The organism is Chelatococcus sp. XZ-Ab1, assembly GCF_029309855.1.
Lineage (GTDB): Bacteria > Pseudomonadota > Alphaproteobacteria > Rhizobiales > Beijerinckiaceae > Chelatococcus_A > Chelatococcus_A sambhunathii.
In genome coordinates this window covers 340,658-360,348 of the sequence record NZ_JARKII010000001.1, presented here as the reverse complement: position 1 = coordinate 360,348, position 19,691 = coordinate 340,658, and the positions used below count along the sequence as shown (strand labels likewise).

At 67.6% G+C, this 19,691-nt stretch carries 21 protein-coding genes; 8 read left to right on the top strand and 13 right to left on the bottom strand.

Going from position 1 to position 19,691, the window contains the following annotated elements; all coding sequences use genetic code 11:
• Positions 1–71: 71 nt before the first annotated feature.
• The 5 genes from P2T65_RS01820 to P2T65_RS01800 form a co-directional block, all read right to left on the bottom strand.
• Complete coding sequence (locus P2T65_RS01820) at positions 72–896, bottom strand: ABC transporter permease (protein WP_276199090.1); 825 nt, start codon at positions 894–896, stop codon at positions 72–74.
• On the bottom strand, positions 889–1,683 hold the full coding sequence (locus P2T65_RS01815; protein ID WP_055457527.1) for an ABC transporter ATP-binding protein: 795 nt from the start codon (positions 1,681–1,683) through the stop codon (positions 889–891). The genes P2T65_RS01820 and P2T65_RS01815 overlap by 8 nt, the downstream gene beginning before the upstream one ends.
• A gap of 71 nt (positions 1,684–1,754) precedes the next feature.
• A complete protein-coding gene (locus tag P2T65_RS01810) occupies positions 1,755–2,771 on the bottom strand; it encodes an ABC transporter substrate-binding protein (protein WP_055457528.1) in 1,017 nt (338 codons plus the stop codon).
• A gap of 196 nt (positions 2,772–2,967) precedes the next feature.
• A complete protein-coding gene (locus P2T65_RS01805; RefSeq protein WP_055457529.1) occupies positions 2,968–3,480 on the bottom strand; it encodes a DUF992 domain-containing protein in 513 nt (170 codons plus the stop codon).
• 152 nt (positions 3,481–3,632) lie between these two features.
• Positions 3,633–4,835, bottom strand: a complete 1,203-nt coding sequence (locus P2T65_RS01800; protein WP_055457530.1) for a pyridoxal phosphate-dependent aminotransferase — start codon at positions 4,833–4,835, stop codon at positions 3,633–3,635.
• 303 nt (positions 4,836–5,138) lie between these two features.
• On the opposite strand from P2T65_RS01800, the gene P2T65_RS01795 reads away from it, so the two are divergent.
• Positions 5,139–5,357, top strand: coding sequence for a hypothetical protein (locus P2T65_RS01795; RefSeq protein WP_055457531.1), 219 nt, complete (start codon positions 5,139–5,141; stop codon positions 5,355–5,357).
• 142 nt (positions 5,358–5,499) lie between these two features.
• Positions 5,500–6,654, top strand: coding sequence for a PQQ-dependent sugar dehydrogenase (locus tag P2T65_RS01790; protein WP_055457532.1), 1,155 nt, complete (start codon positions 5,500–5,502; stop codon positions 6,652–6,654).
• Here P2T65_RS01790 and P2T65_RS01785 read toward each other — a convergent pair whose 3' ends face one another.
• The 3 genes from P2T65_RS01785 to P2T65_RS01775 form a co-directional block, all read right to left on the bottom strand.
• The gene (locus P2T65_RS01785; RefSeq protein ID WP_055457896.1) at positions 6,655–7,017 is read right to left on the bottom strand and encodes a DMT family protein; all 363 of its coding nucleotides are present in this window, start codon (positions 7,015–7,017) and stop codon (positions 6,655–6,657) included. It abuts the gene before it with no gap.
• Between the two features lie 75 nt (positions 7,018–7,092).
• On the bottom strand, positions 7,093–7,806 hold the full coding sequence (locus tag P2T65_RS01780) for a hypothetical protein (RefSeq protein ID WP_145979774.1): 714 nt from the start codon (positions 7,804–7,806) through the stop codon (positions 7,093–7,095).
• Positions 7,807–8,135: 329 nt separating this feature from the next.
• Positions 8,136–8,411 (bottom strand): SemiSWEET transporter, encoded by a 276-nt coding sequence (locus P2T65_RS01775; protein ID WP_055457534.1) that lies wholly within the window; start codon positions 8,409–8,411, stop codon positions 8,136–8,138.
• 236 nt (positions 8,412–8,647) lie between these two features.
• Between P2T65_RS01775 and P2T65_RS01770 the strand changes: the two genes are divergently transcribed.
• Positions 8,648–9,031 carry a Dabb family protein gene (locus P2T65_RS01770; RefSeq protein ID WP_082464659.1) on the top strand — a complete coding sequence of 128 codons (384 nt, stop codon included), beginning with the start codon at positions 8,648–8,650 and terminating at the stop codon, positions 9,029–9,031.
• A gap of 3 nt (positions 9,032–9,034) precedes the next feature.
• On the opposite strand, the gene P2T65_RS01765 is transcribed toward P2T65_RS01770, so the two are convergent.
• Positions 9,035–9,733 (bottom strand): methyltransferase domain-containing protein, encoded by a 699-nt coding sequence (locus tag P2T65_RS01765; protein WP_276199089.1) that lies wholly within the window; start codon positions 9,731–9,733, stop codon positions 9,035–9,037.
• 258 nt (positions 9,734–9,991) lie between these two features.
• On the opposite strand from P2T65_RS01765, the gene uvrB reads away from it, so the two are divergent.
• Both uvrB and P2T65_RS01755 read left to right on the top strand, forming a co-directional pair.
• Positions 9,992–12,583, top strand: coding sequence for an excinuclease ABC subunit UvrB (uvrB, locus tag P2T65_RS01760; protein WP_276199088.1), 2,592 nt, complete (start codon positions 9,992–9,994; stop codon positions 12,581–12,583).
• Positions 12,584–12,735: 152 nt separating this feature from the next.
• The gene (locus P2T65_RS01755; protein ID WP_055457537.1) at positions 12,736–13,296 is read left to right on the top strand and encodes an NAD(P)H-dependent oxidoreductase; all 561 of its coding nucleotides are present in this window, start codon (positions 12,736–12,738) and stop codon (positions 13,294–13,296) included.
• Between the two features lie 2 nt (positions 13,297–13,298).
• Here P2T65_RS01755 and chrA read toward each other — a convergent pair whose 3' ends face one another.
• Positions 13,299–14,705 carry a chromate efflux transporter gene (gene chrA / locus P2T65_RS01750; RefSeq protein ID WP_071924056.1) on the bottom strand — a complete coding sequence of 469 codons (1,407 nt, stop codon included), beginning with the start codon at positions 14,703–14,705 and terminating at the stop codon, positions 13,299–13,301.
• Positions 14,702–15,526 (bottom strand): sulfurtransferase/chromate resistance protein, encoded by an 825-nt coding sequence (locus tag P2T65_RS01745; protein ID WP_071924057.1) that lies wholly within the window; start codon positions 15,524–15,526, stop codon positions 14,702–14,704. The genes chrA and P2T65_RS01745 overlap by 4 nt, the downstream gene beginning before the upstream one ends.
• A 263-nt stretch (positions 15,527–15,789) precedes the next feature.
• Between P2T65_RS01745 and P2T65_RS01740 the strand changes: the two genes are divergently transcribed.
• Together P2T65_RS01740 and P2T65_RS01735 are read left to right on the top strand one after the other, a co-directional pair.
• Positions 15,790–16,065 (top strand): hypothetical protein, encoded by a 276-nt coding sequence (locus P2T65_RS01740; protein ID WP_071924058.1) that lies wholly within the window; start codon positions 15,790–15,792, stop codon positions 16,063–16,065.
• A gap of 161 nt (positions 16,066–16,226) precedes the next feature.
• On the top strand, positions 16,227–16,496 hold the full coding sequence (locus P2T65_RS01735; protein ID WP_071924059.1) for a hypothetical protein: 270 nt from the start codon (positions 16,227–16,229) through the stop codon (positions 16,494–16,496).
• Positions 16,497–16,499: 3 nt separating this feature from the next.
• Here P2T65_RS01735 and P2T65_RS01730 read toward each other — a convergent pair whose 3' ends face one another.
• The gene (locus tag P2T65_RS01730; protein WP_083585978.1) at positions 16,500–17,732 is read right to left on the bottom strand and encodes a lytic murein transglycosylase; all 1,233 of its coding nucleotides are present in this window, start codon (positions 17,730–17,732) and stop codon (positions 16,500–16,502) included.
• A gap of 82 nt (positions 17,733–17,814) precedes the next feature.
• Positions 17,815–18,801 carry a TIM44-like domain-containing protein gene (locus P2T65_RS01725; protein WP_063189934.1) on the bottom strand — a complete coding sequence of 329 codons (987 nt, stop codon included), beginning with the start codon at positions 18,799–18,801 and terminating at the stop codon, positions 17,815–17,817.
• Positions 18,802–19,116: 315 nt separating this feature from the next.
• Between P2T65_RS01725 and P2T65_RS01720 the strand changes: the two genes are divergently transcribed.
• On the top strand, positions 19,117–19,338 hold the full coding sequence (locus P2T65_RS01720) for a hypothetical protein (RefSeq protein ID WP_141659642.1): 222 nt from the start codon (positions 19,117–19,119) through the stop codon (positions 19,336–19,338).
• Positions 19,339–19,691: the final 353 nt, after the last annotated feature.

Below are 19,691 nucleotides of genomic sequence, written 5' to 3'. Positions count from 1 at the left end.
CGTCACGCCGTCGGGCGTGCGAATCAAGGGTGGCGGTGAGGTGGCACCCGCAGCCGCTCGGGCGGCGACGCTCAACGCCAGGCGAGCAGGCGCTTTTCGACGGCCCCGATGACGCCGGCAACCGTCAGGCCGAGCAGCGAGAGCACGACGACCCCGGCGAGCAGGCGGTCAGACTGCATGAGATTGCCGGCGGCCAGCACTAGGGCGCCGACCCCCTCGTTGGCGCCGATCATCTCGGCGGCGATGAGCAGGACGATACCGATGGAGGAGGCGATGCGCATGCCCGACAGGATGCCGGGCAGAGCCCCCGGCAGGATGATCTTCGAGATGATGGCGAAGGAGGACAGGCCGAAGCTGCGACCCATGCGCACGAGCGAGCGGTCGACATTGTCCACGGCCCCATAGGTCGCGATCACCATGGGGAAGAAGGTGCCGAAAGCGATGGTCGCCACCTTGGAACTTTCGCCGATGCCGAACCACAGGATGAAGAGCGGCAGGAGCGCGATCTTCGGGATGGGGAAGAGCGCAGCGACCAGCGTCGCGCCAGGCGAGCGCACCAGGCTCGACAGGCCGATGGCCATGCCGAAGGCGATGCCCGCGGTGCCGCCGATGGCGAAGCCGCCCGCAAGCCGCACGAGCGAGGCCGAGAGATGGGTGGCGAGCTCGCCGCTGAGGGCCATGCGCCTGAGGGCGTCGATCACCTCGCCCGGGCTCGGGGCAAGGACCGGGCTCATCCAGCCGAAGCTGGAGGCGGCCTGCCACGTTAGGATGAGGGCGACGAGGGCGGCGAAACCGACGAGCCGATGGGTGCGCGGCAGGAAAAGCCCGCCGCGGAACGTGACGGGACGCTTGTCAGCCGTGGCCGCCGGGCACACGTCATGAGCCACATCAACCATTGATCGCCTCCCCATCGGCGAGTTCCCGATCCGCCTCGGCGGCATCAGCCCGGATCAGATCCCACAGCTCGCGGGCGCGGCGCACCAGTTCCGGATCGTCCGAGCGACGCGCCCGCCGGTCGCCGGCGATCGTGACCGTCTCGCGCACGCGCCCGGGGCGACGCGACAGGACGAGGATGCGGTCGGCGAGCCGCACTGCCTCGTCGAGATTGTGCGTGACATAGACCATGCCCAGCGCCTCGGCGCTGCCTTCAGCCGAGACGAGTTGCACGAGGTCATCCATCAGCAGTTCGCGCGTCTGCGCATCGAGAGCCGACAACGGTTCGTCCATCAGCAGTACCGCCGGCCGCGCCGCGAGAGCGCGGGCGATGCCGACCCGCTGGCGCATGCCGCCGGACAGCTGCTTCGGATAGGCCTTGGCGAAATCGGTGAGGCCGGTACGGGCGAGAACGTCGCGGACCGTATCTGCCACGACCGCCTGCAAAAGGCCATGCCCCTCCAGCACCAGGCGCACATTGCCCTCCACGGTGCGCCAGGGCAGCAGGGCGAAGTCCTGGAAGACGAAGGTCAGCGGGTTGAGCGAGGCGGCAGGCGGTGCGCCGGCGACGAGCGCCGCCCCCGCCTGCGGCTTCTCCAGTCCGCCGAGAATGCGCAGCAGCGTCGACTTTCCGCAGCCTGACGGGCCGACGATTGCGACGACCTCGCCCGGCCCGACAGTGAAGGAGATGTCGTCCAGCACCGGCAGGGGGCCGTAGGCATGGGCGATATGGTCGGCAATGAGCTGCATATCCGGTCTTTCAAACAATAGCTGCGGCGGGAGCACCGCCGCAGCTGGAACGCCGCACCTCGTCAGGCGCTTCAGTTGGCGTTGATGTGCCCGTCGATGAAGCTGAGGTCGAGGATCGACTTAGCGTCCACCGACGCATCGACGAGGCCTTCGTCCTTCAGCCATTGCACCTGGGTCAGGATGTCGGCGACGTCGAGCCGGGCCTTCTCGTCCACGAAGAAGGCCGCACCCTTGACCTTGGCGGCTGCCTGGGCCGACTCTTCCGACGGATAGACGTGTTTGGCGACGAGCGCGGCCGTCGCGTCGCTGTCGGGCGCATAGGCGATGTTGCCCGAGGCATCCTTGGCGAGGAACGCCTTGGCGTAGTCTGCGGCGCCTTTCTGGTACGCGCGCACGAACTTCTCGACCGTCGCCCGCTTCTCCGTAATCATCTTGGTGCTCGTGAACAGGCCGCCGAACTGGTATTCGGTGACGTCGGAGACGCGCCCGATCAGCTTCGCCTCGCCCGAGGCGACAAGCGGCTTGGCCAGATGCGGCGCGATGATGATGGCGTCGACCTGCCCGCTCTTGATGCTCGCCACCATGTTGGGCAGCGATTGCAGCGGCTTGAGTTCGACGCTCTTGAGCGCAAAGCCGTTGGCGGCGGCGATCTGCCCCATCTGGTAGTGGAAGGACGAGCCCACCTGCGTGATGCCGACCGACTTGCCGGAGAGCTTGTCGAGGCTCGTCAGCCCCTTCTCGTAAGCGGCGTTGGAGGCGAGCACGAGGTTGCCCTCGTAGCCCTTCTTCTCACGCGCCTGGGCGGCGATGACCTTGAGCGCGCCCTTGCCGGCGAGGTTGTAGAAGCCGGCCGTGAAAGCGGTGACGCCAAATTCGGTGTCGCCGGAGACGACGGCAAGCGCGATGGGCTGCGCGGCCTCGAAGAACTTCAGCTCGACATCGAGCCCCTCGTCCTTGAAATAGCCCTTCTCCACGGCGAGGAAGAGCCCGCCCGAAGAGACGAAGCGCAGCACGCCGACCGTCACCTTCTCCTGCGCCGCGGCGGACAACACGGATCCTGCGAGGCCCACGACGACGAAAGCCGCCACCGCGGCCTTGCGCCCGATCGATGCCAGGCACCAACGCGCCGACGGTCGAGAAGCAACCCCTGTCATTGAGCATACCCCGTTTGATGCGCCTTCGGCGCTGATGCGTTGGGCAAACCAATACGGGGCCGGCCGGCTGCCGTAAACAAGGAAAACCCCGGCTTGTGCCGGGGTTTGCTCCGGTTGTAGACGCGGCTTCTCAGCGAGCGAGTTCGAGCCGCATGTCGGCGACGCCGAGCGCGAGGTTGAGGCCGGTCTGGCCCTGCACCGAAAGGGGCTGGAGGCTGACGGCACGGTTGGAGCCGCCGACGAGGACGTTGGCGCCGACACCCGCGCCAACCGTCGCCTCGCCGCTCGCGCCGGCATATTCGCCCTGCAGGGCGCCACGGCCGAGCCGGCTCGTCGAGGCTGCGACGGCCCAGACAAGCACGCCGCCCGTCGTCGCACCGATGTCGAGCCCGAACTTGCGGATCGTGCCGACATACTGCTCCGTGCGGCCGCGGTTGTCCGTGAAGCGGCAGTTCAGAGCGCGCTGGGAGGTGATGATGAAGCCGACCCCGCCGGAGACGTTGCAGGCGAGGCGGCCCACCTCCGTCTTGGGTGACGCCCGCACCGGGCTCGATTGTGCGAAGGCATGATGCGCGCCGAAGACCCCTATGCCGACGATCGCGATGGCGGCCAGGGTTGTGGCCGCTGTGGGTCGCTTGCTCACGGCTTGGCTCCCATTGTCTGAGGACAGGATGGGACAACAACGCGCGGCCCGAGCGACTGTTCCCTCACCTGCCGCATGTGCTGAGCCGATCATCGGCCGAAATGACAACGGGGCCCGAAGGCCCCGTCGAATTCCTGCTCGACGAGCCGCGTTCAGCGCAGGCTGGCGCAGAAGCGCTGGACGCGATGGCAGGCCTCCTCGAGCTTCTCGTTCGAGGTGGCGTAGCTGATCCTGAGGTTGGGACCGAGGCCGAAGGACGAGCCGTGCACGGCAGCGACCCCCTCGGTCGCCAGCAGCTCGAGCACGAAGTCCTCGTCCGTCTCGATCTTCTTGCCCGAGGGCGCCGTCTTGCCGATGAGCTCGGCGCAGGAAGGATAGACGTAGAACGCGCCCTCCGGCGTCGGGCAGGAGAGGCCCCTGGCCTGGTTGAGCATGGACACGACGAGGTCGCGGCGCTCCTCGAAGGCCTTGCGGAAGCGTGGCAGGTGGTCCTGCGGGCCGGCAAGCGCCTCGACCGCCGCCCATTGCGCGATCGAGCAAGCGCCCGAGGTCTGCTGGCCCTGGACGAGGTCCATGGCCTTGATGAGCTGCTCCGGACCGGCGGCATAGCCAATGCGCCAGCCGGTCATGGCATAGGCCTTGGAGACGCCGTTCATGGTCAGCGTGCGCTCGTAGAGCGCCGGCTCCACCTGCGCCGGAGTAACGAAGGTGAAGTCGCCGTAGACAAGATGCTCGTACATGTCGTCGGTCAGCACCCACACATGCGGATGGCGCACGAGCACGTCCGTCAGCGCCTTCATTTCCGCGAAGCTGTAAGCCGCGCCGGAGGGGTTCGACGGCGAGTTGAGGATGACCCACTTCGTCTTCTTCGTGATGGCGCGGTCCAGCGCCTCCGGGCGGAGCTTGAAATTGTCCTCGAGCCTGGCTTCGGCAAAGACGGGCGTGCCGCCGTTGAGCGCCACCATCTCGGGATAGCTCACCCAGTAGGGTGCCGGGATGACCACCTCGTCGCCGGGATTCAGCGTGGCGAGCAGGGCGTTGTAGATGACCTGCTTGCCGCCGGTGCCGACGATGGTCTGCGAGGGCTTGTAGTCGAGCCCGTTCTCGCGCTTGAACTTGGCGACGATGGCCTCGCGCAGCTGCGGGATACCCGAGACGGGCGTGTACTTCGTCTCGCCCCGCTCGATGGCGGCGATGGCAGCCCGCTTGATGTTCTCGGGCGTGTCGAAATCCGGCTCGCCCACGGACAGCGAGATCACGTCCCGCCCTTCGGCTTTGAGATCCCTCGCCTTCTGCGTGAGCGTGATGGTCGCGGACGGCTTGATGCGGGACAAAGCGTCGGCGAGGAAGGCCATGGAGCGTCTCCGGATTGGATGTGTCGGGCCCGCGCGCGCGGGCGCCGTTCGTGTAGTGCCGCGAGCCGTCGAGAGCAAGCCAAACGTGCTCATGGCATCGATGAATTGGCCGAATGTGTCGGCACCGGAGAAACCTGGCGGCGGGAACAAATGCGCCCCGCGCGGCATTTGACAAGCACGGAACAATCGAGCCCGGCGGGAAGATTGAATTGCTGAAGCCCTGTGCGCCAACGCACTGCAGCCCCGTGTATACGGCAGCAAAATCTTACCCGTCCACAGGTCGTGGACATGGAGTAACGCGCCATGAACGTCAACGATCCGATCCGCCTCTCGGACATCCGCCGGCCACGCGCCGTGGCGGCCTCCGTCACGCGCGTCGAAGCGGAACGCCAGTTCAAGTTCTCCCTGGTGCTTCTTGTCATCCTGACGCTCGGCACCGCGGTGGTTGCCATCGGCACCGGGATCGGCACCAGCCAGACCATCGCCCGCGAGCCCGCCATCATCGTGCACTCGGTCTCCTGACGGAGCCACCCTGGTCGATCCGTTGCTGAAGGCCTCGCCTCGCAGCAACGTGACCTTGCAGCCATTGACCGCCCGTGACCGCTTCTTAGCCTGACAGGCAACCTTCCCGGCCCTTTGGCCTTGCGCGATCACGGAGGCGACCATGTCAATCGGCTTTTGCGGCCGGCTTTCAACGGCAGCGGCGCTGATCTTCCTGCCTGCGCTCGATGCAAGGTCCCAGAATGCCGAGCCCTTGCGCGAGAAGACCCGGCACGGCGAGATTGTCCTCGAAACCGTCGCATCGGGCCTGGAGCATCCCTGGGGCCTCGCCTTCCTACCGGACGGCGCGATGCTCGTCACCGAGCGGCCGGGCGACATACGCCTGGTATCGCCGGAAGGAGCGGTGTCGCCCCCTCTCGCCGGCACGCCTGACGTCGCGGACCGGGGCCAGGGCGGTTTGCTCGATATCGCGCTCGATCCTGACTTCACCACCAACCGCACGCTCTACATAACGTACGGCGAACCGCGCGCGGCGGGCGGCGCAGGCACCGCGGTCGCGCGCGCCCGGTTGAGCGACGATGCTGCGGCGCTCGCCGACGTCACTGTCATCTTCCGCCAGGAGCCGGCCCACACGGGCGCCAACCATTACGGTTCCCGCCTTGCCTTTGCCCCGGACGCCACGCTTTTCGTGACACTCGGTGACCGCTACGACCTGCGCGACAGCGCGCAGGACCTTTCCACCCACCTCGGCAAGGTGGTGCGGATCAGGACCGATGGCTCCGTACCCGACGACAATCCCTTCATCGGCCGGCAGGATGCGCGACCGGAAATCTGGTCCTACGGCCACCGCAACCCGCAGAGCGCCGCCATCAATCCCGACACGGGTGAATTGTGGACCATCGAGCACGGCGCCCGCGGCGGCGACGAGATCAACATCACCCGCAAGGGCCTCAACTACGGCTGGCCGGTCATCACTTACGGCGTCGACTATTCCGGCGCCAAGATCGGAGAGGGCACTGCGAAAGAGGGCATGGAGCAGCCGCTCTACTATTGGGATCCCTCCATAGCCCCCTCCGGCATGGCCTTCTACACTGGGGAGGCATTTCCACAATGGCGCGGCAGCCTGTTCATCGGCGCGCTCGCCGGCCGGATGCTCGTGCGCATCGAGCGCAAAGGCGACCGCATCGTTGGCGAGGAGCGGATGCTGCGCGATCTCGGCGAACGTATCCGCGACGTGCGGCAGGGGCCGGACGGCTTCCTTTATCTCCTGACGGATGCCCCCGACGGCCGGGTGCTGCGCGTGCGCCCGGCGGGCTGATCAGCCGAGGGGTCCGCGGAAGATGAAGAAGGCGCCGGCGGCGATGAGCGCGAAACCGACGAGGTGGTTAAGCGTCAGCGCCTCCTTGAGGTAGATCACGGAGAAGAGCGCGAAGACGACGAGGGTGATCACCTCCTGCATCGTCTTGAGCTCGGCCGCCGAATAGACCTCGTGGCCGATGCGGTTGGCCGGCACGGCGAACCAGTATTCGATGAAGGCGATGGCCCAGCTCGCACAGACCGCGATCCACAGGGGCGAGGTCTTGAATTTCAGATGCCCGTACCAGGCAAAGGTCATGAAGACATTGGAGAGGACGAGGAGCGCGACCGGCGCGACGTGCGGAGCTGAGACGGCTGGCAGCATGAGTGGGGCCGAACGTGATTGGAGCGCGTCCTCATGCGCCATCCGGGCGCCCGGCGCAAGGATATTCGCCGGGCCTCATCCGCCCGGCCGGAAGATGAGGTTGAGCCGCGTCCTCGCCGACAGGCCGGACGCATTTGCACCGACGGGCAGCGCATAGCCGACAGACGATTCCAGATAGAGCTTGAGCCGGTCGTCGGCCGATGTGAGCACATCCACCTTGGTCTTGACCTGCGGCGTCAGAGTGGTTCTCCAACGCTCGCCTCCATAGCTCGTGTAGACAGTGTTGACGGCGAGTTCCGGCATCACGGACCAGTTCCCCTCCCCACCGCGGAAGCGCCGCCCGAGCACGACGTCGAGCGTCTGCGAATATGGCGCGTGACCGACGGGAAGTCCGCCGCCGAACCCGGCTGCCCACACCCAGCCTTCGTCTGCCGGCATCGGCCGCGCGACACGCCAGGCAAGGCGGGTGTCGACGGGTTGCCAGGTGCCTTCCCCGCTGGCGAATTCAGTGGAGATCGACATGCCCTGCTCGGTCCTGAGTCGCAGGCCGAATGCTTTTTCCTGTGGCATGGCGAGCGGCCCTGTCAGCCGCGCCCCGGCATCCGCATATCCCCTTGCCACCGGCGCGAGCGTCAGTATGGGCGCGATGGCACGCCGGCCGCCACGCCGGAGCAGTTGCGCAGCGACTGCGGACATTTCGGCCCAGATCGGCTCCTGCGGACTGTCGGTCCACATGTCGGCGTTGAAGGAGAACGACTGATCGAAGGCCTGCCATTCCCCAAGTGGCATGGTCTCCTCGTCGGGCGCGAGCCGCTCCGGTGGCAGCGGTGCCGCGGGAGCCAAGGCTTCGAACGCGAAAACGGGCCCGCAGGCGGCGACTAGGGCGAGCGCAGCGGCCGCAAGCGGGCACAGCCGGTGCGACGCGCCCGGCGGGCGCATATGCGCAATGCGGCCTTGTCCGCAGCTTCGGATTCGCCGTGTCATATCCGTCATCTCGTTGGCAGCACGACACCGGCCATCGCTTCGCAGCCGGCGGTCTCCCTTTCGGGCAGAGCGGAACGGTCTCGAACCGTTACGCGTCGTGATGAACGAAACCTTAACGCCTGGACGGCGCGCCGTCATCCGTAACGCAGCTTCATCATCAGGATGACACCGAGCAGGATGAGAGTGACGGCATTGGAGCCGATCAGCGGCCAACTGCCGATGAACAGGCCATAGACGAGCCACAGGACGACGCCGCAGGTCAACGCCACCTGCGTCGTCAGCGAGATCGCCCGCGTCTCGCGCGTGCGAATGACCCGGGCCGCCTGCGGAATCCAGCACAGCGTGGTGAGCACGGCGGCAACGGCGCCGATGGCTTCGATCGAAAGAAGGGAAAGCAGACCGTCGGCCATCGCTGCGGCACTTTCGAAGAGACTATTCTGATGCTGCCAGCCTCGTCTTGGGCATGCCCGTGCAGCTTCGTCCAGTCAACGGCGCGCCGCGCATGACGGTGCGCCGATATCGCATGGCCGTACGCCGCCGGCGCGAAGCCATGGCGCCGCCGCCAGGGCTAAAGTCCCTCAAACGGATCGAGGCCGTGATGATGACGACACCACCTATCTCTCGACGTTCGTTCACGCGCGGATGGATGTTGCCGGCAATCGGCGCTGCCGTGACCCATGCGGCGCCCGCTATGGCATCGGGCGGCGGGCCGCGGGTGCGGCACGTCGTCCTCGTCAGGTTCGCCGCCGGAACGGAGCCGGTTGAGATCGAGGCGGTGTTCGACGCGCTCGCCAATCTCCGGGCGGTCGTCCCGGGCATGCTCGGCTTCGATGCCGGGCGCAATACCAGCCCGGAAGGGCTGGCGCGCGGCTACACGCACGGCTTCGTGGTCGATTTTACCGACGCCGCGGCGCGCGACGCCTATCTCGCCCATCCCGATCACAAGGTCGCGGGTGCCGCCCTGGTCGGCCTGTGCGAGGGCGGCATCGACGGCATCCTCGTGCTCGACTTCGAGCTGTCGGACGGTTGAGCGTCACACGCGCAGGTCGCGCCGCCGCACGACGAAGATGCTGGTGCCGGTGAAGTCGTGCCAGTGATGCTCGGGGATATTGGCCTCGCGCAGCACCTCGGGCGGAAAATCCCTTGTCAGGTCATAGTCCGGGGCCATGTCGAAGATCATGCCGAGGGTCTCGGCGATGAACCTGCGGCCGAAATGGCGGTAGTGGCGGAAGGCCCCGAAGCGCGCGGCCTTCTCCTCGTCGCTCGCATCGACGATGGCATCGGTGAAATCGCCCCCGACGATCGGCACGCTGAACAGCATGGCTCCGTTCTCGCTCAACGACTGGGCGAGACGGATGAGCACGACCGAATAATTGCACTCGATATGCTCGAGCACATGATTGTGCACGATGAGATCATAACGGCCGCGCGGCAGGGTGAACACGTCGTGGCACAGGTCGAACAACTCGACGTCGATGCCGAGATGGGCATAGCGCGGGGGGTCGATGTCGACGGCGCGGTAGTTGTCGCCGGCAATGTCGCGCAAGAGTTGCGACAGGCCTTGCTCCGGCGCGAAATGCAGTACGTGCGCGCCCGGCTGCGGCCGCACCTGTTCCTTGATCTTCAGGGCTGCGACCCGCGTGCGCTCCAGCGAGCGGCAGGTGGTGCAGCGCGCCAGCGGGCGCTTCGGCATGTCCTCGAAGGCGGTGCCACCGCAGATGTTGCAACGCATCGATCATCATCTCCTGCCCCACGGCCGCGCCTTTGTGCACCGGTCCTGTCGCAGGGGCAACGGGAAGGCCGGCAGCGGACGGATCGCACAGCGCCATTGTCCAGGAGCAGCTTCGTTTCCCGGGCGGATGCAGCGAAGCGGAACGCAGCCCGGAAACGAGCGGCGGCAACAAGCCGAAGGCTCCATACGAGGCGCCTGCCTCCGCTCGCCGCACGATCCCTCTTCCGCCAGGCGCAGACTCGTACCATATTCGTTCTCATGGCCCGCAAACCGTCCTCTCCCCGCTCCAAGGCCGCAAAGCCGGAGCTGAAACCGCTCGACCCGTTCCTCGCGGATCTGCTCAACCCGGCCCTCAACAAGGGGACCGCCGGGCCGGGCGGCGCTGCCGGCTTCGGCGAGGCGCCGCAGGCGCGCTTCCTCCCCGAGGCTGACGAGGCGCCGCCGCGGCGCGCCGGCAAGCGGCTGGATATGCCCGCCGAGGCCGGGGCCGCACCGAGCGGCGTCTCGGCAACGGTCGCGGCGCTCTCGGCCCTGCTCGAAAGTGGCAATCCGCTGTTCAAGGACGGCAAGCTGTGGACGCCGCACCGCCCGCCCCGACCCGAGAAATCCGAAGGCGGCATCAGCTTCCGCATGAAGTCGGACTTCGCGCCGGCCGGCGACCAGCCGCAGGCGATCAAGGAGCTGGTGGCCGGCGTCGAGGCCGCCGAACGCGACCAGGTGCTGCTCGGCGTCACCGGCTCGGGCAAGACCTTCACCATGGCCAAGGTCATCGAGGAGACGCAGCGCCCGGCGCTCATTCTCGCCCATAACAAGACCCTGGCGGCGCAGCTCTACGGCGAGTTCAAGTCCTTCTTCCCGGACAATGCCGTCGAGTACTTCGTCTCCTACTATGACTATTACCAGCCGGAGGCCTACGTCCCGCGCTCGGACACCTATATCGAGAAGGAATCCTCGATCAACGAGCAGATCGACCGCATGCGCCACTCGGCAACACGCGCATTGCTGGAGCGCGACGACGTCATCATCGTCGCCTCGGTCTCGTGCATCTACGGTATCGGCTCGGTCGAGACCTACACCGCCATGACCTTCTCCGTGAAGGTGGGCGAGACGATCGAGCAGCGCCAGCTCATCGCCGATCTCGTGGCGCTGCACTACAAGCGCACGCAGCTCGACTTCGCGCGCGGCACCTTTCGCGTACGCGGCGACGTCATCGAGCTATTCCCGGCGCACTACGAGGACCGGGCCTGGCGCATCAGCCTCTTCGGCAACGAGGTGGAATCGATCGTCGAGTTCGATCCGCTCACCGGCGAGAAGACGGCCGAACTCTCGTTCGTCAAGGTCTACGCCAATTCGCATTACGTGACGCCGCGCCCGACGCTCATCCAGTCCATCAAGGGCATCAAGGAAGAGCTGAAATGGCGCCTTGCGGAACTCAATCGCATGGGCCGCCTCCTGGAGGCCCAGCGGCTCGAGCAGCGCACCACCTTCGATCTCGAGATGATGGAGGCGACCGGCTCCTGCGCCGGCATCGAGAACTATTCACGCTATCTTACCGGCCGCAAGCCGGGCGAGCCGCCGCCGACCTTGTTCGAATACCTGCCCGACAACGCCCTCATCTTCGTCGACGAGAGCCACGTCACCGTGCCGCAGATCGGCGCCATGTACCGCGGCGACTTCCGCCGCAAGGCGACGCTCGCCGAATACGGCTTCCGCCTGCCCTCGTGCATGGACAACCGCCCGCTGCGCTTCGAGGAATGGGACGCCATGCGGCCGCAGTCGATCTATGTCTCGGCAACGCCAGGCACCTGGGAGATGGAACGCACCGGCGGTATCTTCGTCGAACAGGTCATCCGCCCGACCGGCCTCGTCGATCCGCCGGTCGAGATCCGCCCGGCGCGCAGCCAGGTGGACGATCTACTCGGCGAGGTGAAGGCGGTCGCCGCCCAAGGCTACCGTGCCCTCGTCACGGTGCTGACCAAGCGCATGGCCGAGGACCTTACGGAATATCTGCACGAGCACGGCGTGCGCGTGCGCTACATGCACTCGGACATCGACACGCTTGAGCGCATCGAGATCATCCGCGACCTGCGCCTCGGTACCTTCGACGTGCTCGTCGGCATCAACCTCTTGCGTGAGGGCCTCGACATTCCCGAATGCGCCCTCGTCGCCATCCTCGATGCCGACAAGGAGGGTTTCCTGCGCTCGGAGACCTCGCTCATCCAGACCATCGGCCGCGCCGCGCGCAACGTCGACGGCCGCGTCATCTGCTATGCCGACGCCATGACCGGCAGTCTGGAACGGGCCATAGCCGAGACCAGCCGGCGCCGCGAAAAGCAGCTCGCCTACAACGCCGAGCACGGCATCACGCCACAGTCGGTGAAGAAGAACATCGCCGACATCCTCGACTCGGTCTACGAGCGCGACCACGTGCGCGTCGATACCGGCCTCGCCGAGAAGGGAGCCGTCGGTCACAACCTCAAGGCCGTGATGGCCGACCTCGAGAAGCGCATGCGCGAGGCTGCCGCCAACCTCGAGTTCGAGGAGGCGGCCCGCCTGCGCGACGAGTTGAAGCGCCTGCAGGCGACCGAGCTCGCCATCGCCAACGATCCGCTGGCGCGGCAGGAGGAGGTGGCCGACAAGGCCGGCAGCTATGCCGGCCAGCGCAAGTATGGCGCCAGGGCCAACCTGCCGCCGCCGGGGGGCGGGTCCCGCGCCCGCAAGCCAACGCTCGACGAGATGGGCCCTGGCCGGGAAACCCTGCCCCGCGTGGTGGGCCCCGCGCCGCATCTCGACGAACACTGGGCCGGCTCGACCAAGGTCAGGAAGGGCGGACGCCGCCGCAAGGACTGACCGACCTGCAGCGGCATAGGAACAGGTGACGCCGGCCAGCCAGCCGCCGGGCCTTCCCCGCCCTGCCTTGCCCGAGTCGCGGGTCGGACTTAATCCTGTCCGCAGCCGTGCTCACGGCCGAGCCTCCACCCATCCTCACCATGGGAGACCTCATGCTGCGTCTCAACGTCATCATTGCCAGCACCCGGCCGGGCCGCATCGGCCCGTCGGTCGCGAAGTGGTTTCATGGGTTCGCCGTCAAGCAAGGCGCGTTCGACACCCATCTCGTCGATCTCGCCGATTTTCATCTGCCCGTCTACGACGAGCCACACCATCCGCGGCTGGGCCAGTACGAGCACGAACATACGAAGCGCTGGAGCGAGAGCGTCACAGCCGCCGATGCCTTCGTTTTCGTCACCCCAGAGTACAACTACGGCCCGACGCCCGCGCTTCTCAACGCACTCGACTACGTCTACAACGAATGGGGCTACAAGCCCTGCGCCTTCGTGAGCTACGGCGGCGTCTCCGGCGGCCTGCGCGCGGTGCAGATGACGAAGCTGACCATGTCCGCCATGCGCCTCGTGCCAATTGTCGAGGCCGTCACGGTCCCGATGGTCGCCCAGCACGTCAAGGACGGCGTTTTCCAGCCCAACGACCTGCACATCAAGAGCGCCGAGGCGCTCCTCGTCGAGTTGAAGCGCTGGGCGGAGGCGCTGAAGCCGCTGCGCGGCTGAGCTTAAACCCCGAGGCCGGCGAGTTGCAGGACGACGCCGGCGACGGCGCTGAGGCCGAGCACCGTCATCATGCCCCATCGCAGGCGGAAGACGGCGAGGACGGCAAGGACCGACAGGGCCGCCGCCACAGGCCGGGCGCTCTCGAGCTCCGGCACCGCGAGCTTCATGCCGAAGCGCTCGAACGTGCCGACCTCGCCGAAGACGACATGCAAGGCGAACCACATGGCGAGATTGAGGATGACACCCACCACGGCGGCCGTGATGGCGGACAGCGCTGCAGCCAGCCCGCGGTTGTCACGCAACCGTTCCACATAGGGCGCGCCGAGGAAGATCCACAGGAAGCACGGTGAGAAGGTGACCCAGGTCGTCAACAGCCCGCCGAGGATGCCCGCCGTGAGCGGCGAGAGGGTGCCGGGATCGCGGAAGGCTCCCATGAAACCGACGAACTGGGTGACCATGATCAGCGGCCCTGGCGTCGTCTCGGCCATGCCGAGCCCGTCCAGCATCTCGCCGGGCGCCAGCCAGCCGTAGGTGCCGACCGCCTCCTGCGCCACATAGGCGAGCACCGCATAGGCCCCGCCGAAGGTCACCACGGCCATCTGGCTGAAGAAGACCGCGATGTCGGCAAAGACGTTGCCCGTTCCGAAGGCGGCGAGGAGCGCTGCGGTGGGGGCGAGCCAAAGCACGAGCAGCACGCCCGCGACCGTCAGCGCCCGCGTGCCGCCGGGCCGGGCATGGGCGGGAATGGTCTCGCCGAGCACCGTCCGCGCATCGTCCACGCCCGCCTTGGCGGCCGGGCCGTGCCCGCCGCCGGAGAAGGCCGCCACCCGCCTCAGGCCGCCGATGTAGCCGATGAGGCCGGCCGCGGCGATGATGAGCGGGAACGGCACGGCGAAGACGAAGATGGCGATGAAGGACGCCGCGGCCAGCGACACCATCGTGGCGTTGCGCAGGGCCCGCCGGCCGATGCGCAGCACCGCCTCGAAGACGATGGCAAGCACCGCCGCCTTGAGGCCGAAGAACAACCCCTGCACGAAGCCCACATTGCCGTAGAGCGCGTAGATCACGCTCAGCGCCATGATGGCGACGAGCCCCGGCAGCACGAAGAGCACGCCGGCGACGATGCCGCCGGCGGTGCGGTGCATCAGCCAGCCGATGTAGACGGCGAGCTGCTGCGCCTCCGGCCCCGGCAGCAGCATGCAGAAGTTGAGTGCATGCAGGAAACGCTTCTCGCCGAGCCAGCGCTTCTCCTCGACGAGAATGCGGTGCATGACGGCGATCTGCCCCGCCGGGCCGCCGAAGCTGAGCGCCGCGATTCGCGCCCAGGTGCGCACGCCTTCCGAGAAGCTTGGAAAGCGGCCGGCGGGCGCCGCGTCCTCGTCCCGCGCGGTCCGCAATGTCTCGGTCATGACGTGCCCTTCATCTTGTTCGTCGGCCAGTTGTGCGTCTCGTCCGTCGCGTCGCGGCACCAGCGGTAGAGCGCGTCATAGAGAACGAGGCCCGCCTCGAGCTGTTCGTTGTCGTCCGCATACATGCGCGACAGGCCGAGGGAAACCGCCAACAGCCCCGCCGCCTCCGGTGCAAGGTCGAGGCGGGCCGTGTCGGCGCCGCGCACGATGGCGGCCAGATGTGACAGCGGCCCGACGGTGAGACCAAATTCCTCGACCATGACGTCGAAGCTGCACAGGGGCCCGCGGTGGCTCCAGAACACCTCCTCCACGTCGAAGGGTGTGGCGCCGAAGCGGTCGGCGACGGCCAGCACCTCGGATGGTGGAACGAACAGGAAGACGGCGGCGGGATCGACAAAGCGACGGATGAGCCAGGGACAGGCTATGCGGTCGATCTTCGGCCGCGAGCGCGTCACCCATAGCGTGCGGCCCTGCGCGTCCGCCGTCGGCAGCTTTGCAAACGGCACCATCGGCAGGCCCGCGGCGCTCCAAGCCTGCGTGCCCCCCTCCAGCACCTCGGCGGCGATGCCGGCCTGGCGCAGCCAGGCTGCCGCGCCGTGGCTGAGCTTCAGCCCCTTCTGGCAGATGACGACGACCTGGCAGCCGATGAACTCCTGCGCCCATCGGGCCACCTCCGTTCCGGGCCGGCGCGTCGCCCCCGGCACGAGGCGTGGCTCGGCGGCGAAATCCTCGTCGGTGCGCACGTCGACGAGGACCGGGCACTTCGGCGTGCCGACGAGACGGAAGAGCTTGTCCGGAGAAATAGCATTGAACGACGGCATGACAGCGTCCCTTCTCGATCAGGAGGAGCGGAACGCGATGCTTCGGCCTGTCGCCTCGTGAGGGGATCGCAGAACCCCCATGCCCAGATGAGGCGACATGATCCGCGACTTGTCAATGTCGCCGGCGCATGCCGTCACATCTGCGTGATGAGACGGCCGGACTGTCGCGGCGAGGGCACGCACGGCATCGTTGCTGGATGACGCCGTTCAGAATGCGCCCATCTTCACGCGGGGGACGGAACAGCGCCCCCTGGGAGATCCCGATGCCGCAGCGAAACCTGTTCGCCGCGTCCGTCCTCGTTCTGTCGCGGCAGTTCCCGCCTTCGCCCGGCAGAGCCCTGTTCCTGCCCGCAGCCTCACCTGCGCCGAGCTGCACGCGCTGGTGCAGCGTCAAGGGCCGCGTCGGGATTTCGACCGCACCCTCCGTGTTCGGCACCTACGCCAACAATTGCGCGCCCCGCGATATCCCGAGCCCCGCCTACGTGCCGGCGCGCGACAATCCCCAATGCCTGATCGGCTACAGCGGCCGCAGCAAGTAGCGTCGCGGGCTCCCCCACATTCACCTGCAGCTTCAGAAGCATTCGACCGGCGCAGCCCGCCATGCGGGGCGGGCATGGCTTGCGGTCGTGACGTCGCAGCCGCGACACCCCATGTGAGGCGGGGCACCGAGGCACCTGAGAAACGCCAAGGAGACGGCGCAATGAACTTGCGTAACGTATTGATTGCTTCGGTCCTTCTCGCCGGCGCCGCGACGCCCGCCCTTGCCCAGCAGACCCCGATCCCCGCCCAGGCGCACAGCTGCGCCGAGCTGCAGGAGATGGTGCAGCGGCAGGGACGCGTCATGATCTCGCGCGGCCCCCACCTGTTCAGCACCTACGTCAACAACTGCTCTGCGCGCGACTTCCCGGTACCGGAGTACCTCCCGACCAGGGACAACGCCCAGTGCTTCGTGGGCTACAGCTGCCGCTGATGGTCAGCCGCCCCCGAGGCGAGCGATGAGTTCGGCGGTGGGGAAGGAATCGGCCGGCAGGCCGAGCTCCATCTGGGCCTTCTTCACCGCCGCGCGTGTCGCCGCGCCGAGCTTGCCGTCGATCGGTCCCGGATCGTAGCCGCGCTGCGCCAGCAGGCGCTGCAGCCGCGCGATCTCTTTGGCACCGAGCATGGCCACCTCGCCGTTGCCGCGCGCTACCGCCGGCGCGCCGGCGAGCCGCGCGGCGAAATAGGCAGCCGTCGTCGCATAGACGAAGGACTGATTCCATCGCAGGAATACGCCGAAATTGTCGTAGGCGAGAAAGGCCGGGCCGTTGCGGCCCATGGGCAGCAGCAGCGAGGCGTTGCCCGGCGGCAGCGCGCCCGCCCGCGGCGTCACGCCCCAGTTCGCCCATTGCGAGGTCGAATGGCGGATCTCGAGATCTGCCTCATGCCAGGGCAGGCTCGCCGGCACCCGCACCTCGACGAGCCACGGTTCGCCGCGCCGCCAGCCGAGGCTGCTCATGAAATTGGCGGCCGAGGCGAGCGCGTCCGGCGTCGAGCGCAGCAGGTCCACGCGCCCGTCGCCATCCGCATCGACGCCGTACTTGTAGTAGAAGGACGGCATGAACTGCATCTGGCCGAGCTCGCCGGCCCAGGCTCCGCGCATCTCCGACGGCCGCAGGTCGCCCCGTGCCACGATGCGCAGCGCATCCATCAATTCGCCACGGAAGAGTTCGGGCCGCCGGCAATCGTAGGCAAGCGTCGCCAGCGCCTTCAGCGTCGGATCCTTGCCCATGTTGGCGCCGAAATCGGTCTCCAGCCCCCAGAAGGCGACGATCGGCTCCGCCGGTACGCCATACTGACGCTCGATGGCGGAGAACAGGCCGGCTTGCTGGCGGATGCGGCTGGCGCCCGTCTTCAGGCGGTAATCGGCCACCATGCGCCCGGCGAACTGCAGGAAGCTCTGCTGGAAGACGCCCTGCCCCCGATCGCGCGAGATGATCGCCCGGTCGTAGGAGACGTCGTCAAGGCTGGCCGCCACCACCTCCGCCGGAATGCCCTGGGCCACCGCCTGCTGGCGGAATGCCGCGAGCCAGGTGGCAAAGCCGCTGCCGTCCCGTCCGCAACTCTGCGCCTGCGCGGGTATGGCGCCCAGCGCAAGGCCAAGCACCGAAACGACGGCGATGGCGGCCGCCTGCATCTGTCGCGGGACACACCGGAATGCCTGTGGCATCGCTCCCCTCCTTCTCGGCGAAGGCGATGCTACGGCCACAGGCGACCGGCGCCAAGGCGCCGGTCGGTTCGCGGCGGTGCGCTCAGGCCTGCTGGATGGCGGACAGCAGCCACGGACCGCCGCGGCTGCGCCGGAAGGTCCACAGTTCCGTCGCCTCCACGGGCTCGCTCGTGCTGCCCTCGACGACGGCACCGGTCGTGCGATCCGCCTTGTAGTCGATCAGCGAGAAGCGCATGGCGACGGTTGCGTAGTCGTCCGACCCCTCGCGCCAGGCCTCCGCCAGATCACCCTGCAGGAGCTTGGTGTCAGCAAGGCGGTTGACGATACCGGCTCTGGCATTGTCAGCAAGGTCCTCGGCAAGGAAGGAGACCATTTCCGGCGTGGTCAGGCGCCGGAGCGCCGCGAGGTCCTCATCCGAAAAAGCCTTCTGGACATCGTGCAGGGCTTGCTCGAAGGCGTCGAAGTCCTCCGCGCCAAGGGCGAGAGAGCCGTCCCCTCCACCGGCGGCCATGCTGGCGCCGGTCATGCCCCCGGCCTGCCCACCGCCAAGGCCGGAAAGGCCTGGCAACGACGAGCGGGCGGCACCGTTCGCGGGACCGGCGCCTGCGCCTGCGAAGGCCGGCTGCTGGCGGCGGCGGAAGAACGACAGCGCGAGCCAGACGAGGCCGCCGATGAGCGCGATCTGCAGCAGCATGCCGAGGATCGAGCCGAGACCGCCGAGGCCGCCGAAGAAGCCCGCACCGAAGAGCGCACCGAGAAGGCCCGCGCCCAAGAGGCCGGCGAAGAACCCCGTGCCGAAGCGCCGTTGCGGCGCGGCCTGGGCGGCGGCGCCGGGGCGCTGCGCGGCGACGCCGGGCGTCGTCTGGCCGGGCTGGGTCATCGACCGCTCGATGGGCTGGGTCGGACGCGGCGCCGTGTTGGTCGGCGGCGGGGCGCTGAAGGTGCGTACGCCACGGCTGCCGAAGCTGCCTCCCCGCCCCGCCCTGGCCTCGACCAGTTCGGCCGTCGTAAAGACGGCCGCCACTGCAATGGCGGCAACGCGGGCAAAACGCGCGAAAGAAGAAAGCATCGTCAGGATGGCCTCCCGTTCATCATGGTGCCCGCAATATAGGCACGGCCTGCCGGGGCCAACAGGTCCGGCGGTATTATTTCGGCGCGTGGGAGCGGTGGACATCTTGACCCGGGGGCGGGTCGGCGCGACGCTCGATGCCGGGCTGCAAGGCGAGAGAGCGCCATGGCTCTGTGCTCCGTCGGCCATCTGGGACAGGCACCCGGCACGGGGGGCCCGCCAAGGGCGGGCCTGTGCCGCCTCGGCCGCCACTTTGCCTGCAGCCTGATCCTCGGTTGTATCGTGCTTCCGGTGCCTCTCGCCGGGGCGCAGGACATGTCGAGACCGCCCGCGCACGGGGCCGCCGGCCATTCGGCCGCCCCTGGAGCGGCGGCTCCTCTGCCGCTTCCTTGCACCTGCCGGGCCAAGGGACGCGACTACGAACTCGGCGAGGTCGTCTGCCTGCCCACCAGCGCCGGCCCGCGCCTTGCCACCTGCGGCATGGAACTGAACAACACCTCCTGGCACGTGACGAGCGAGCCTTGTCCCGACAGCTGAAACGGCCGAACCTCCGAAATGGCGCGCTACGTCTCCCTGGCGGCGACCGGATTATGAACCGGAAAGAGGTCGCCGTCCGGGAGGCGGCGGCCGGATCCCCCAAGTGAAAGGGTCGCCGTCGGGAGACGGCGACCCTTGGGCTTGGCTGGGGCTTGATTGCACGCACCGCCCGAAAGGGAACGGTCACGAGGCTTTTGGAAGAAGGAAGATCCCTCGCACCTGGATCTCCGTTCTCGATGGCTTGTCTTGAACGCTAGGCAACGGGAACACTATCGACAAAGGCGGCGAAGCCGCCGGTCAGAAAGCCCCGATGATGATGGCGCCGACAAACAGGAAGGCGGCGCTCATCGCCA

Excerpts from the sequence above, each read along its gene's own strand:
- P2T65_RS01820 (WP_276199090.1), bottom strand. The coding sequence starts at position 896 with ATGGTTGATGTGGCTCATGACGTGTGCCCGGCGGCCACGGCTGACAAG.
- P2T65_RS01815 (WP_055457527.1), bottom strand. The coding sequence starts at position 1,683 with ATGCAGCTCATTGCCGACCATATCGCCCATGCCTACGGCCCCCTGCCG.
- P2T65_RS01800 (WP_055457530.1), bottom strand. The coding sequence starts at position 4,835 with ATGGCCTTCCTCGCCGACGCTTTGTCCCGCATCAAGCCGTCCGCGACC.
- P2T65_RS01795 (WP_055457531.1), top strand. The coding sequence starts at position 5,139 with ATGAACGTCAACGATCCGATCCGCCTCTCGGACATCCGCCGGCCACGC.
- P2T65_RS01790 (WP_055457532.1), top strand. The coding sequence starts at position 5,500 with ATGTCAATCGGCTTTTGCGGCCGGCTTTCAACGGCAGCGGCGCTGATC.
- P2T65_RS01785 (WP_055457896.1), bottom strand. The coding sequence starts at position 7,017 with ATGCTGCCAGCCGTCTCAGCTCCGCACGTCGCGCCGGTCGCGCTCCTC.
- P2T65_RS01780 (WP_145979774.1), bottom strand. The coding sequence starts at position 7,806 with ATGCCACTTGGGGAATGGCAGGCCTTCGATCAGTCGTTCTCCTTCAAC.
- P2T65_RS01775 (WP_055457534.1), bottom strand. The coding sequence starts at position 8,411 with ATGGCCGACGGTCTGCTTTCCCTTCTTTCGATCGAAGCCATCGGCGCC.
- P2T65_RS01770 (WP_082464659.1), top strand. The coding sequence starts at position 8,648 with ATGTTGCCGGCAATCGGCGCTGCCGTGACCCATGCGGCGCCCGCTATG.
- P2T65_RS01765 (WP_276199089.1), bottom strand. The coding sequence starts at position 9,733 with ATGCGTTGCAACATCTGCGGTGGCACCGCCTTCGAGGACATGCCGAAG.
- uvrB (WP_276199088.1), top strand. The coding sequence starts at position 9,992 with ATGGCCCGCAAACCGTCCTCTCCCCGCTCCAAGGCCGCAAAGCCGGAG.
- P2T65_RS01755 (WP_055457537.1), top strand. The coding sequence starts at position 12,736 with ATGCTGCGTCTCAACGTCATCATTGCCAGCACCCGGCCGGGCCGCATC.
- chrA (WP_071924056.1), bottom strand. The coding sequence starts at position 14,705 with ATGACCGAGACATTGCGGACCGCGCGGGACGAGGACGCGGCGCCCGCC.
- P2T65_RS01745 (WP_071924057.1), bottom strand. The coding sequence starts at position 15,526 with ATGCCGTCGTTCAATGCTATTTCTCCGGACAAGCTCTTCCGTCTCGTC.
- P2T65_RS01740 (WP_071924058.1), top strand. The coding sequence starts at position 15,790 with ATGCCGCAGCGAAACCTGTTCGCCGCGTCCGTCCTCGTTCTGTCGCGG.
- P2T65_RS01735 (WP_071924059.1), top strand. The coding sequence starts at position 16,227 with ATGAACTTGCGTAACGTATTGATTGCTTCGGTCCTTCTCGCCGGCGCC.
- P2T65_RS01730 (WP_083585978.1), bottom strand. The coding sequence starts at position 17,732 with ATGCCACAGGCATTCCGGTGTGTCCCGCGACAGATGCAGGCGGCCGCC.
- P2T65_RS01725 (WP_063189934.1), bottom strand. The coding sequence starts at position 18,801 with ATGCTTTCTTCTTTCGCGCGTTTTGCCCGCGTTGCCGCCATTGCAGTG.
- P2T65_RS01720 (WP_141659642.1), top strand. The coding sequence starts at position 19,117 with ATGTCGAGACCGCCCGCGCACGGGGCCGCCGGCCATTCGGCCGCCCCT.